This is a genomic window from Trinickia acidisoli (assembly GCF_017315725.1).
Lineage (GTDB): Bacteria > Pseudomonadota > Gammaproteobacteria > Burkholderiales > Burkholderiaceae > Trinickia > Trinickia acidisoli.
Genome location: NZ_JAFLRG010000002.1, coordinates 1515997 through 1528402 on the forward strand (window position 1 = coordinate 1515997; position 12406 = coordinate 1528402).

Below are 12406 nucleotides of genomic sequence, written 5' to 3' on the forward strand. Positions count from 1 at the left end.
GGTGACGTTCGACGTTGCAAGAACTTCACTTGACGTCGAGCAAGCGCCGTTGCCTCCGCGCGGAAGCAAGCAGCGATCCCGTCTACTACCGGATCTTGATGACGACCTTACCCTTCGTACGTCCCGCCTCGACGTAAGCCAAAGCCTCCTGCGTGGATTCGAACGGAAAAATCCGATCAATCACAGGCCTTATCGCAGCGGCGTCGACGAGCTTGGCGATCTGGGCTAGCTGGCCTCCATCGGCACGCATGAAGAGGAATGAATAGCCGACGTCACGACGTCTCGCTGCCGTTCGGATGCGATAGCTTAGAAACCGCATCGCTGTTTTCAGGAACCAGGAGGCACCCATCTGCTCAGCAAAATCAGGATCGGGCGGACCGGCGATCCCAATGAGCTTGCCACCCGGCTTGAGCACTTGCAGTGATCTTTCGAGCGTATCTCCGCCCTGCGTATCCAGCACCACGTCGCAGTCTTTCAATACAGCGGCAAAGTCGTCTTTCCTGTAATCGATGACGATGTCGGCACCGAGTTGCTTCATCAATCCGGCATTCGCGGCGCTCGCGGTCGTTGCGACGGTCGCGCCCAGATGCTTCGCCAGTTGAATGGCAAAGGTGCCAACGCCGCCCGAGCCGGCGTGTATGAGTACCTTCTGCCCTTGCTTCAGTTGCCCTCGCTCGATCAGTGCCTGCCAGGCGGTCAAACCCACCAGCGGGATTGACGCCGCTTCTTCCATGCTGAGCGTTTCGGGCTTGAGGGCCACGGCATCTTCACTGATCGCGATGAATTCCGCGAACGTACCGATACGATCTTTGGGCGGTCGCGCATAGACTTCGTCGCCCGCCTTGAATCGCCGCACACGCGATCCGGCGCGGACAACGACCCCGGCCAGATCGTTGCCCAAAATCAGCGGCAAACGATAGGGCAGAATCAGTTTGAACTCTCCGTCCCTGATCTTTGAATCGAGAGGATTCACGCCGGCGGCGTGAATCTGGATCAATACGTCGTCCTCGTGCAGTTCAGGGACCGGCATATCGCCGGCTCGCACGCCATTCTTGCGTCCATATCGATCGACGACGAATGCCTTCATCATGGTTCTTTGTTCCTTGTCGGTTTCTCGTTGCGTGAGGTAACAGCGGCTATGTAGCGAGCCGCAGATCCTTGCGAATGCCGGCACCCACCAGGCCCGCAGGCGCAAATCTGCGCAGCCATTGCAGACGTCCGGCGAGACCGCCCGCTGCATAGCGGAGCCTCGGACGACCCGCGAGCGCAGCCTGCAATACGGTTTCGGCCACAACGTGAGGATCGTCAGCGTTCTCGACCACTTCTTTGACTCGCTTATCCACAGCCGCGCGCACCTCGTGGTACGCGTCAAGCGGGGCGTCGGGTGCCATGAAGTTCGCGTCGAAGGGCGTCTTGATGTAGGCAGGCTCAATGAGCGATACGCGGATTCCCATCGTGCGCAACTCGTGATCGAGCGACTCCGAAGAGGCACCTGTAACAAGCGCTATTCCGGTTTTCATGATGTCCTTCGGGGAGTGAGAAATGGTCTTCAGGTCTTTGTTCGAGAATTCATTCAGCCTTAAATATGATGATCATCATATTTTTAATCCATCAAAAAACGCACGCTGGGTGCGCGAATTTACTCGTCGATGGGTGCGATTTTTTTCAATGCCGCTTCAAGAAAACTGTCCGACAACTTGGGGTCGTCGACGGCTCGCGCCAGCATCAATGTGCCGACCATGGTCGCAACTATCATCAGTGCCTGCTCATGTGCGCCCGGTTGCCCCCAATCGGGCAATTGACGCGCAACGACATCGATCATCTCTTTGATGCGGCGGGTAGCCGCGCGCCGCACGACCGGCGCCTGGCGTGGCATCTCCGAGCCAAGCGCGGAGACTGGGCAGCCGGTCTCGATGGCTTCACGGTGCTCCTTCGATAGATAAGCGCGCACCATCGACGGCAATGCCTGATCCGACGGCACGGAGGCGGCGATCTGCTCCGACAGGGCGACGGCCTGCGCACCGGCACGGTCAGCCGCTTCGGCAAGCAGCACCTCGCGCGACGGAAAGTGCGCGTAGAAACCGCCGTGCGTCAGACCGGCCTCCTTCATGATGTCGGCCACTCCCGTCCCATCGTAGCCGCTGCGGCGAATCGCGCGCGCAGCGACCTCGACGATGCGCTCGTGCGTGATTTCCTTGCGGCTGGCGGCTTTCCGATTGAATGATGATTTCTGCATGATGAGCATCATATATCACTTCGATACAATTTGCTGCCCGAAGTCATCTCGACGGAGGTCAAGGCGTTTACCCGGGCAGCGTCAGCGTGCGCACCTTTCTTCAAGACATTGAGTGCGTGCCCGATGTTTCATTTCGGTGGACTTGTCAGGTATGGCCATCGCGCGCTTCCTGGCTAACGTCAGCGAGGACGGGCACTGCGGCTCCTCGTTGGACTTACGCTGGCGTGACCGCCTTATCTTGGAAGCGGACGTGTAGGCTACCCGGCATCGAACGGCTGATAGGCCTCGAACTGAGGAAATATCGGGCGCATCGCGAAGTTCAAAAAACGCTGTCTGGCGAACCATCCCGATACATTCGTCGGGTAACGATGCTTACGGAAAACGTCGGCTATCGTTCAAGCCAATTCTCGACGCTGATGATGTCCGTGTCCGGCAGATAGCCGCTCAAAATACGTCCTCCGGTCGAACAGGCGGATCTTCAATATCCGGAAACCAATCATCAAGTTCGAGCGGCGGCTCCTGTCTCCCGGCGGCCAGCAATTCGATGACATTCGCGGGCGTCTTCACCGGCTCGATGATGAGTTTGTCGCCCTCTCGATGGATCAGAACGCGATCGCCCGGCAACTCGAACTCGACAGGGATGCGCACCGCCTGACTCCGATTGTTGCGGAACAGCTTGGCCCCTTTGGGCCGGGTGGATGGCGTTGGAATCGACACGATGCACCTCCTTTGTATATGCAAAATGTATATGCCAAGATGCAGGCCGTCAGGATCGGTTTCTGGCGATGGACTTGATCGCCGCGATGCCGGCGCAAATGCGAGCGGCCGCAACGGTGTGAGCAGAATGAACGATGGCACGGGGAGAAAAGCCTGCAGCACCAACGGCATCCAGGGCGTCCGAACCCTGGACGCCAGAGGGGCTGCGTTCGGCAGCAGTCCTTCGGCCAGCTGGAGACATTCGACGCGCGCTCTTCGATCGTCGACAATCAGGGATGTCTATCCAACAACCATTCTCCGAAGCAGTAACTCCTATGAAACGAATTTCAGCGTTCCTGCCGATCGTTCTTTTCACGGGTACAGTTTTTGCCCAGCAAACAATCCGCCCCGATGGTGCAGGCGGGTGGGTGGTACAAGACACAGGGGGGTGCGGTGGCCTATTTGGCGCTGCCCAAGGCGCGTGTATCGCCGAGCAGCAGCGCGAGCAACAGCAGCAGGCGCAACAGCAACAGTTAATTCAACAGCAGCAGATCGAGAACCAACGATTACAAAACGAGTTGCTGCGGCGTCAATTGGAGCAGCAATCTTCGACGGGTCAGGTTGATTACTCAAAAACACCGGAATTTCGCAGCTGGCAGGCAGCTAATCCGTGGTTTGGCAGTGATCGCCCGAAGACCGAGTTTGCTTTGCTCTACGCAAAACAACTTAGACAAGAACGCCCGGATCTGGTCGGCCGTGCGTTCTTTGACGCCGTATCGGCCAAGGTCGCTGAGGTATTCAATGCCAAGAAATAACGGGTAGGACGTACAACATGGACATTGGGCGCTTCCTCAAACTGCTGCAAGACCCGCAGAAAAAGCAAGCTGACCTTGTGGAAATGCGCAACAACGCGCTCAAGAAAGGAGCTATTGAGCACGTGCATCTCGCCGAACGAGTTCTCGATGAGCGATTCCCAAGCTGGCGGTCGCCTCGAACGCGCCGCGGAGGCAGCAAACCGACAAACGTCATGTTCCTTGGCAAGACAAAGCACTTTCCTAGCGAAAAGGAAGCGTACGTCTGGCTGATGGAGGAGTTCACTCAACACTACCCACAGCTCTTCGAGAAGATCGACTGGCAGACGCGGTACGTCGCAAAAGGACCACGTGCCCTTTACTTTGCAAAGTCGCTGAAACAACTGTTCCACAGTGCACCCGATCATGGCATTGATCCCAACAAGTACCACCGGCTCATGAATGGCTGGTACGCAAAGCTTGTCCTGAGTGAGCGACAGAAGGTCGAGCTTCTTATGAAATTTGCCACCGTAGCGAATCTGCGGATGGGCGCCGATTGGGACTGGGATGACAGAGCAAAGGGGGCGCCGCAACTGTCCGCCGATGAGTTACTTGCCGAACTCGAAAACGCGCCTCAAGCTGGCGCTGCAGTAGACGCCCCGCCTATCGCCGACGCCCCCCCTGAACTTGGACGTTGAACGTCCTGTTTTGGACGCAGCATTTGTCGGGTGTGGGTCGGGTTATGCCTTTTGCATGAAAGCCCGCACCCGAGGCGATCGACGTGCCTGGTCGTGGGACGGTAGCCGTTAAGGTTTATTCGATGCCAGCCATCGGGCGCATGAATGTGCATACCTCTGCACATGTCGGCAGGCGTCGAATAAGCCCGATGGAGGAAACCGCGGAGTGCCCCGATGCGGTTGGAGATTTCGCGGCTATGGCGATTGATAGGCGGGGATGCTCAATCGTGCCGGGTGCAACTGGACGGAGTTGGATGCTGGCTGGGCGCTGACAGGGTAGCGAAGCGGTGCCGTCGTGTAATCGCGATGACGAGGCGGCCGTGCGAGGAGCGTGGCGACGTGACACGCGCAAACGTCCGCTCGTGGGCCGCGTTGCCGCAAAGCCGACGGTCGGTTCGGATATCGGGGAACCGTGGAGTTCATGTGTGCGGCCGGTGCGTTGGGGGTGCGCGGATTGGGGCGCTGCGCGCGAATACGTCGATGACGATCATCGGCGCGCCGCAGTGGCGGCAGACGAAGACGGGCCGGGTAGCGATGGTGGTGTCCGGTGACGGGGCGATGCCGGGTGCGACGTGCAGCAGCTCGCGCACTTTGGCGAGACTGGCGCGTCGGACCGGGTTGGCGAGCAGCCCGTAGTGACGGATGCGATGGAAACCACCGGGCAGCACATGGAGCAGGAAGCGGCGCATGAATTCGCTAGCCTCTAGCGTCATGGTTTTGTAGCGGGTGCGCCCCTTCGCGCGATAGTCCTTCCAACGGAACGTCACGCCGCGCTCGTCGAAGGCGAGCAGACGCTGGTTGGAGATGGCGACGCGGTGCGTGTAGCGTGAGAGGTACTCGAGCACCGCCTTCGGTCCGGCGAACGGGCGCTTTGCGTAGACCACCCATTCGCAGGTACGCAGCGGTGCCAGCCACCGGGCAAAGGTGGCGGGGTCCGCGAGCCCGGTGTACTCGCCGAAGAACTGTAGCTGGCCATTGCGGTGGGCCACTTCGAGCGCTTCGAGGAAGCGTCGGCGGAACAGGCGTGAGAGCACGCGCACCGGCAGGAAGAAGCCGGGCCGGCAGGCGATCCAGCGCTCACCATCGGGCGACAGCCCGCCACCGGGCACGATGCCGTGCACATGCGGGTGATGCGTGAGGGCCGAGCCCCAGGTATGCAGTACGAGCGTGGCCGCGATCTGGGCGCCGAGGTGTTTGGGATCGGCGGCGATCGTGCGCAGCGTCTCAAAGGCGATGTCGAGCAGCAGGCCGTAGATGATCCGCTTGTTGTACCAGGCGATGGCGCTGACGGGCGCGGGCAGCGTGAAGACGACGTGGAAATATTCGACGGGCAGCAGATCGGCCTGGCGTGCCTCCAGCCAGCGGTGTGCTGCGCTGGCCTGGCACTTCGGGCAATGCCGGTTGCGGCACGAGTTGAAGGACACCTCTGTCCTTGCGCAGCCTGAACAGCGCAGCACATGCCCGCCCAGTGCCGCCGTGCGGCACCGTTCGATGGCCGACATGACCTTCAGCTGCCCCAGGCTCAACTGTGTGGTGGCCCGCCACGCTGGCCCGTGGCTGCGGAAGATGTCCGCAACCTCCAGCATGAGGCGCTACAGCACGCGGGTCTACTCGGAGGGCAGACGGTCCAGCGGACTGGTGACCTCGCGCAGCAGGTCGGTGGCCACCTGGACGTAGAGCGCGGTGTTCTCGAGCTTCGCATGGCCGAGCAGCACCTGGATCACGCGGATGTCCACCTTCTGTTCAAGCAAGTGTGTCGCGAAGCTATGCCGAAGCGTGTGCATGGACACGCGCTTGTCGATGTTCGCAGCCTCGGCGGCGGCATGAATGGCGCGGTTCAGTTGCCGCGTGCTCAACTGATCGAGCGGATCGAGGCCGGGAAACAGCCACCCGCCATCGAGCATCTTGCCCTGCGCACGCGCCACGCGCCACCACGCACGCAGACGCTCGAGCAGCACCGGTGAGAGCATCGCATAGCGGTCGCGGCGGCCCTTGCCCTGCTCGATACGCAGTGTCATGCGTTCGCTGTCGACGTCGGTGACCTTCAGCGCGACCACTTCGCTGGCGCGTAGCCCCGCGCCGTACGCGACCGACAGCGCGGTCTGGTGCTTGAGGTTGCCGGCCGCCTCGATGAGGCGCCGGACCTCATCGGGACTGAGCACGACGGGCAATATGCGGGGCACGCGCACGGGATGCATTCTGACCATCAGCTCGGGCCGGTCGAGCGTGACGGTGAAGAAGAACTTCAGGCCGGTGATCGCGTGGTTCAGCGACACGGCCGATGTGCCGTGGTCGACCAGATGGAGCTGGTAGCGGCGCAGGTCCTCGACGGTGGCCGTGTCCGGTGAGCGTCCGAGAAACCGCGCGAACTCACGCACGATGTGCAGATAGATGTCCTGCGTCTTGGGGGCAAGCTGGCGCATGCGCATGTCGTCGATCATGCGCTGGCGCAGCGGACTGACGTTTGACTGTGAGGAGGTCATGATGGGACTCCTGCTGAAGAACGAGGCGGATTGCCTCATTCGCCAACATAAAGCCGCGCGACCGGCCTCTCCCTGACCTTCAGCGTCGGATCGTAGCCCCTACCGCGCGAGCGGTTTAGTCCATCGGCCATCTACAGCCGTTGGCCCGCGCTTTCGCGCGGACATTTGAACGTCGGCTACGCAGCAGATAACAGATGCTCGCTTCGAAACGAGCGGCGACAGGTGATCGACCAGCTTCACGCGAGAGAGGATCTCGTCTCAACTGCGAACCAATTCCCAATGGGCCTTCAAAGCCGATTTTGCTTTCCGTAACCAGTTCGGATCGAGTTTTCGCCCGGTGAGCTTGGCATATTCGCCCTGCGAAACTTCCTGTGCAACCCATATCGTGTAATGCTCGGGGTTAATGGCGACGAGCGCACTATCCCAGCCGAGCGGAACAACAAGCCGTTTTGAACGGTATTGTTCTTTGAACCGCGATACGGCGTGGGTGGGCCGCTTCCAATACCTCGACGACCTTGCAACCCGTTACTACACATTGGTGGCCATGCAAATCAAGTAGTCCGTTACGGAAGCGTGCTTGTCCGCGCCTGCGAACGAAACAACTCGTCAAGCTGTTGCAACGCGCTCAATGCCTTTGAAATATCGTCTGTGGCCGCCTCGAATGCTTGACGCCGAGGATCAAGCTTCGGAACCCGCATTGAAAGTACCACTGAACGGCCAGAATCGGAGATTGTTACGCGCTCGGGAAGATAAGGCGCAAATTGCTGGCGAATCTCTTCGCTTCGTTCCCGGGCTCCATTGAAGAAAAGTTTCGCATAGCCTGATGTGACCTGATGGCAGAGCGAAACGTTCTTCGGATAACCTGCGGGGTAAAACATTACCCAAGTGTTACCCGCAGGCCGGGGTTTGGGCGACTGCATGCCCAACTGCTCGTACTTTTGCTGAGCAAACCGGAAGTAGTCCGCAGCGAAAGCGGTCCACGGCACACTTATCGGTGACTGGGGATGGCGTCGATTTTGTTCAATGGCCTCGAGAAAGACGCGCGCCTTATATGCGTAACGCTCGTCCCGAAACCGCCGGGCTGAGAAGTATGCGAGCACTTCCTCGTACGTGAGCAGGCAGTGATAGTTTTTTGCATCCTCGGAATTTTCGAGATATCTGGCTGGGGCAAGAATGCACGTCCTGAACTCATCCCATGTCTTGCTTTCGATACCATTCTTCCCGCGCGCCTCATAGCGCGCTCCCTGTTCCTGCTGCGCGTCTGCGCTAATTTTGTTTTCGATCAACAATGCGAGTTTCTTGTTATCTGCCGAGTGGAACATATACACAATGTCAGACTCGCCAAGGCTCACGTCGGTTACCGAATGCCAGGATCCGATGTGCGAATGAAAGACCGGCTTTGTGAACACGCGACACGAAAGCCATTCGCGGAACTCATCGCTTACGGACAGTTCTTCAAGAACAAGTAGATCGATGTCCCGCTCGACAATCGACGCCACAAATCTGATTCCAAGCATAGCTTCCTCGCGTCAGGCTGTTTCCAGGGCTGTCAGGACGATGGTGCCGTTATCGATGGAGCCGGACACGTTGGACCCGGTATTGGTGACGTTGCCGTCGCTTTTCAGCATCGCTCAGCGGAGGGTCCCGGTGAATCGGTGGTCTGGCGTCTCGATGATCTGGGGGAACGATGCACTGTTGCCGTTGTGCGAGACGTCCATCCCGGAGACCGACCGATCCCCACAGCCCACGAGCAGCGTTGTGACGACGATACCCAAGCATACCGTCGGGCGTCCCCCCGATTGTTCAGCCCCATGTTGCCCCCCGCCCCCGTATTGGGTGCTCAAAGTATAGCGATGGAGGCGCTTGCCCGGTGCGAGAGCAGTCTGGAGTCAACGACCGTTGCACCTCGTAACCTGCCATTGAGGTGTGGCAGACTCCAGTGGCCGGGTCGGGTCGGCTGCGTCCTTCCGAAAACACCGCGTAGAACTCGTTTTTGCTGGCCAAAATGGGGCGTCACTGACATTGCCACATAAATCGATCTGCCGTAGATCGATAACGCATTCCTCGGGATCTGAGGCGCGCTTACGCGGGCGCGCCTCCGGTCGTGCGAACAATGGCTGCGTGAGGGAACACGCCTCGGCAGAACACTGCATTCGGCATGATGCCGACGAGATGCGGGATCATTGCATCAAGCCGCGTGCCGAGGAAGCGGTTTAATCTTCGGGGTAGGCTGCTGCAGCGCCTGCCACAAATCCCATTGCGCCTGCATGCCGACCCACATTTCGGGCGACGTGCCGAGCCACGCGGCAAGCCTAAGCGCGAAACTGGCCGTCACGCCCGACTTGCCGTTCAGCACGTTGGACAGCGTAACGCGGTTGATCTGCAACGCCTGCGCCGCCTGCCCCACGGTCATGTCCTCAGGGATCCACTCCCGCAGCACTTCGCCTGGGTGCGCAGGATTGTGCATCATCGTCATAACAATCACCTTAATGATAGTCCTGGTAATCGACCAGGATTGCGTCCGTACCTTCGAACGTGAAGGTCAGCCGCCAGTTTCCGTTGACCCAAATCGACCAATGCCCTTTCAGCTCGTCTTCGAGCGAATGCAATTTCCAGCCCGGAGCGTTCATGTCGTCCGGCTTTGTGGCTGAATTCAGAGCCGTTAGCTGGATACGAAGGCGCGTCGCGTGATGCGGTTGGATTCCAGCTTTGCTGCCTTTCATGAAAAACCGTTCGAGCCCTTTATGTCGGAAGGTTTTGATCATGAACGCTATTGTAGCCTGTAATGCAACACACTACAATGGCTTCCGTCGCATTGGTCCGTTCCGAAAGCTCGGAGCGCCCGTCGTCAGACGGGCCTATCGCCGAGTGGCCGTTGTAGTCGGGTAGCTGCCATCGAAGCGTCGCGGGGTGGAGTGACGCCTCTGGGTCGGGACCCGCCATTGATGTCGCGCTAAGTCGAAGGTCCTATACAGGGTCGATGGACTAAACCGCTCGCGCGGTAGGGGCTACGATCCGACGCTGAAGGTCAGGGAGAGGCCGGTCGCGCGGCTTTATGTTGGCGAATGAGGCAATCCGCCTCGTTCTTCAGCAGGAGTCCCATCATGACCTCCTCACAGTCAAACGTCAGTCCGCTGCGCCAGCGCATGATCGACGACATGCGCATGCGCCAGCTTGCCCCCAAGACGCAGGACATCTATCTGCACATCGTGCGTGAGTTCGCGCGGTTTCTCGGACGCTCACCGGACACGGCCACCGTCGAGGACCTGCGCCGCTACCAGCTCCATCTGGTCGACCACGGCACATCGGCCGTGTCGCTGAACCACGCGATCACCGGCCTGAAGTTCTTCTTCACCGTCACGCTCGACCGGCCCGAGCTGATGGTCAGAATGCATCCCGTGCGCGTGCCCCGCATATTGCCCGTCGTGCTCAGTCCCGATGAGGTCCGGCGCCTCATCGAGGCGGCCGGCAACCTCAAGCACCAGACCGCGCTGTCGGTCGCGTACGGCGCGGGGCTACGCGCCAGCGAAGTGGTCGCGCTGAAGGTCACCGACGTCGACAGCGAACGCATGACACTGCGTATCGAGCAGGGCAAGGGCCGCCGCGACCGCTATGCGATGCTCTCACCGGTGCTGCTCGAGCGTCTGCGTGCGTGGTGGCGCGTGGCGCGTGCGCAGGGCAAGATGCTCGATGGCGGGTGGCTGTTTCCCGGCCTCGATCCGCTCGATCAGTTGAGCACGCGGCAACTGAACCGCGCCATTCATGCCGCCGCCGAGGCTGCGAACATCGACAAGCGCGTGTCCATGCACACGCTTCGGCATAGCTTCGCGACACACTTGCTTGAACAGAAGGTGGACATCCGCGTGATCCAGGTGCTGCTCGGCCATGCGAAGCTCGAGAACACCGCGCTCTACGTCCAGGTGGCCACCGACCTGCTGCGCGAGGTCACCAGTCCGCTGGACCGTCTGCCCTCCGAGTAGACCCGCGTGCTGTAGCGCCTCATGCTGGAGGTTGCGGACATCTTCCGCAGCCACGGGCCAGCGTGGCGGGCCACCACACAGTTGAGCCTGGGGCAGCTGAAGGTCATGTCGGCCATCGAACGGTGCCGCACGGCGGCACTGGGCGGGCATGTGCTGCGCTGTTCAGGCTGCGCAAGGACAGAGGTGTCCTTCAACTCGTGCCGCAACCGGCATTGCCCGAAGTGCCAGGCCAGCGCAGCACACCGCTGGCTGGAGGCACGCCAGGCCGATCTGCTGCCCGTCGAATATTTCCACGTCGTCTTCACGCTGCCCGCGCCCGTCAGCGCCATCGCCTGGTACAACAAGCGGATCATCTACGGCCTGCTGCTCGACATCGCCTTTGAGACGCTGCGCACGATCGCCGCCGATCCCAAACACCTCGGCGCCCAGATCGCGGCCACGCTCGTACTGCATACCTGGGGCTCGGCCCTCACGCATCACCCGCATGTGCACGGCATCGTGCCCGGTGGCGGGCTGTCGCCCGATGGTGAGCGCTGGATCGCCTGCCGGCCCGGCTTCTTCCTGCCGGTGCGCGTGCTCTCACGCCTGTTCCGCCGACGCTTCCTCGAAGCGCTCGAAGTGGCCCACCGCAATGGCCAGCTACAGTTCTTCGGCGAGTACACCGGGCTCGCGGACCCCGCCACCTTTGCCCGGTGGCTGGCACCGCTGCGTACCTGCGAATGGGTGGTCTACGCAAAGCGCCCGTTCGCCGGACCGAAGGCGGTGCTCGAGTACCTCTCACGCTACACGCACCGCGTCGCCATCTCCAACCAGCGTCTGCTCGCCTTCGACGAGCGCGGCGTGACGTTCCGTTGGAAGGACTATCGCGCGAAGGGGCGCACCCGCTACAAAACCATGACGCTAGAGGCTAGCGAATTCATGCGCCGCTTCCTGCTCCATGTGCTGCCCGGTGGTTTCCATCGCATCCGTCACTACGGGCTGCTCGCCAACCCGGTCCGACGCGCCAGTCTCGCCAAAGTGCGCGAGCTGCTGCACGTCGCACCCGGCATCGCCCCGTCACCGGACACCACCATCGCTACCCGGCCCGTCTTCGTCTGCCGCCACTGCGGCGCGCCGATGATCGTCATCGACGTATTCGCGCGCAGCGCCCCAATCCGCGCACCCCCAACGCACCGGCCGCACACATGAACTCCACGGTTCCCCGATATCCGAACCGACCGTCGGCTTTGCGGCAACGCGGCCCACGAGCGGACGTTTGCGCGTGTCACGTCGCCACGCTCCTCGCACGGCCGCCTCGTCATCGCGATTACACGACGGCACCGCTTCGCTACCCTGTCAGCGCCCAGCCAGCATCCAACTCCGTCCAGTTGCACCCGGCACGATTGAGCATCCCCGCCTATCAATCGCCATAGCCGCGAAATCTCCAACCGCATCGGGGCACTCCGCGGTTTCCTCCATCGGGCTTATTCGACGCCTGCCGACA

12 protein-coding genes and 1 pseudogene are annotated in these 12406 nt (G+C 60.8%); 4 read left to right on the forward strand and 9 right to left on the reverse strand.

What is annotated here, in order from left to right:
• Nucleotides 1-85: 85 nt before the first annotated feature.
• The 4 genes and pseudogenes from J3485_RS25135 to J3485_RS25150 form a co-directional block, all read right to left on the reverse strand.
• Nucleotides 86-1087: an NADP-dependent oxidoreductase gene (locus J3485_RS25135; protein WP_206958368.1), complete on the reverse strand. Its 1002-nt coding sequence runs from the start codon at nucleotides 1085-1087 to the stop codon at nucleotides 86-88.
• A 49-nt stretch (nucleotides 1088-1136) separates the two neighbouring features.
• Nucleotides 1137-1484: pseudogene (locus tag J3485_RS25140) on the reverse strand (Rossmann-fold NAD(P)-binding domain-containing protein); the annotation flags it as partial.
• Between the two features lie 155 nt (nucleotides 1485-1639).
• On the reverse strand, nucleotides 1640-2248 hold the full coding sequence (locus tag J3485_RS25145) for a TetR/AcrR family transcriptional regulator (RefSeq protein ID WP_206957036.1): 609 nt from the start codon (nucleotides 2246-2248) through the stop codon (nucleotides 1640-1642).
• Between the two features lie 432 nt (nucleotides 2249-2680).
• On the reverse strand, nucleotides 2681-2947 hold the full coding sequence (locus J3485_RS25150; RefSeq protein WP_206958370.1) for an antitoxin: 267 nt from the start codon (nucleotides 2945-2947) through the stop codon (nucleotides 2681-2683).
• Nucleotides 2948-3267: 320 nt separating this feature from the next.
• On the opposite strand from J3485_RS25150, the gene J3485_RS25155 reads away from it, so the two are divergent.
• Both J3485_RS25155 and J3485_RS25160 read left to right on the forward strand, forming a co-directional pair.
• On the forward strand, nucleotides 3268-3747 hold the full coding sequence (locus J3485_RS25155) for a hypothetical protein (protein ID WP_206957037.1): 480 nt from the start codon (nucleotides 3268-3270) through the stop codon (nucleotides 3745-3747).
• A gap of 17 nt (nucleotides 3748-3764) precedes the next feature.
• Nucleotides 3765-4421, forward strand: coding sequence for a hypothetical protein (locus J3485_RS25160; RefSeq protein ID WP_206957038.1), 657 nt, complete (start codon nucleotides 3765-3767; stop codon nucleotides 4419-4421).
• 458 nt (nucleotides 4422-4879) lie between these two features.
• On the opposite strand, the gene J3485_RS25165 is transcribed toward J3485_RS25160, so the two are convergent.
• From J3485_RS25165 to J3485_RS25185, 5 genes are all read right to left on the reverse strand, one after another.
• Nucleotides 4880-6046, reverse strand: a complete 1167-nt coding sequence (locus J3485_RS25165; protein ID WP_206955966.1) for an IS91 family transposase — start codon at nucleotides 6044-6046, stop codon at nucleotides 4880-4882.
• A gap of 21 nt (nucleotides 6047-6067) precedes the next feature.
• Nucleotides 6068-6943 carry a tyrosine-type recombinase/integrase gene (locus J3485_RS25170; RefSeq protein ID WP_206955967.1) on the reverse strand — a complete coding sequence of 292 codons (876 nt, stop codon included), beginning with the start codon at nucleotides 6941-6943 and terminating at the stop codon, nucleotides 6068-6070.
• A gap of 563 nt (nucleotides 6944-7506) precedes the next feature.
• The gene (locus J3485_RS25175; RefSeq protein ID WP_206957039.1) at nucleotides 7507-8460 is read right to left on the reverse strand and encodes a PD-(D/E)XK nuclease family protein; all 954 of its coding nucleotides are present in this window, start codon (nucleotides 8458-8460) and stop codon (nucleotides 7507-7509) included.
• Nucleotides 8461-9131: 671 nt separating this feature from the next.
• A complete protein-coding gene (locus J3485_RS25180) occupies nucleotides 9132-9419 on the reverse strand; it encodes a HigA family addiction module antitoxin (protein WP_206956137.1) in 288 nt (95 codons plus the stop codon).
• Nucleotides 9420-9429: 10 nt separating this feature from the next.
• Nucleotides 9430-9708, reverse strand: a complete 279-nt coding sequence (locus J3485_RS25185) for a type II toxin-antitoxin system RelE/ParE family toxin (protein ID WP_206957040.1) — start codon at nucleotides 9706-9708, stop codon at nucleotides 9430-9432.
• Nucleotides 9709-10047: 339 nt separating this feature from the next.
• On the opposite strand from J3485_RS25185, the gene J3485_RS25190 reads away from it, so the two are divergent.
• Together J3485_RS25190 and J3485_RS25195 are read left to right on the forward strand one after the other, a co-directional pair.
• Complete coding sequence (locus J3485_RS25190) at nucleotides 10048-10923, forward strand: tyrosine-type recombinase/integrase (RefSeq protein WP_206955967.1); 876 nt, start codon at nucleotides 10048-10050, stop codon at nucleotides 10921-10923.
• A gap of 21 nt (nucleotides 10924-10944) precedes the next feature.
• A complete protein-coding gene (locus J3485_RS25195) occupies nucleotides 10945-12111 on the forward strand; it encodes an IS91 family transposase (protein WP_206955966.1) in 1167 nt (388 codons plus the stop codon).
• The last annotated feature ends 295 nt before the right edge of the window (nucleotides 12112-12406 follow it).

Coding starts and splice junctions, on each gene's coding strand:
- J3485_RS25180 (WP_206956137.1), bottom strand. CDS start 9,419: ATGACGATGATGCACAATCCTGCGCACCCAGGCGAAGTGCTGCGGGAG.
- J3485_RS25185 (WP_206957040.1), bottom strand. CDS start 9,708: ATGATCAAAACCTTCCGACATAAAGGGCTCGAACGGTTTTTCATGAAA.
- J3485_RS25160 (WP_206957038.1), top strand. CDS start 3,765: ATGGACATTGGGCGCTTCCTCAAACTGCTGCAAGACCCGCAGAAAAAG.
- J3485_RS25165 (WP_206955966.1), bottom strand. CDS start 6,046: ATGCTGGAGGTTGCGGACATCTTCCGCAGCCACGGGCCAGCGTGGCGG.
- J3485_RS25195 (WP_206955966.1), top strand. CDS start 10,945: ATGCTGGAGGTTGCGGACATCTTCCGCAGCCACGGGCCAGCGTGGCGG.
- J3485_RS25135 (WP_206958368.1), bottom strand. CDS start 1,087: ATGAAGGCATTCGTCGTCGATCGATATGGACGCAAGAATGGCGTGCGA.
- J3485_RS25190 (WP_206955967.1), top strand. CDS start 10,048: ATGACCTCCTCACAGTCAAACGTCAGTCCGCTGCGCCAGCGCATGATC.
- J3485_RS25170 (WP_206955967.1), bottom strand. CDS start 6,943: ATGACCTCCTCACAGTCAAACGTCAGTCCGCTGCGCCAGCGCATGATC.
- J3485_RS25145 (WP_206957036.1), bottom strand. CDS start 2,248: ATGATGCTCATCATGCAGAAATCATCATTCAATCGGAAAGCCGCCAGC.
- J3485_RS25155 (WP_206957037.1), top strand. CDS start 3,268: ATGAAACGAATTTCAGCGTTCCTGCCGATCGTTCTTTTCACGGGTACA.
- J3485_RS25175 (WP_206957039.1), bottom strand. CDS start 8,460: ATGCTTGGAATCAGATTTGTGGCGTCGATTGTCGAGCGGGACATCGAT.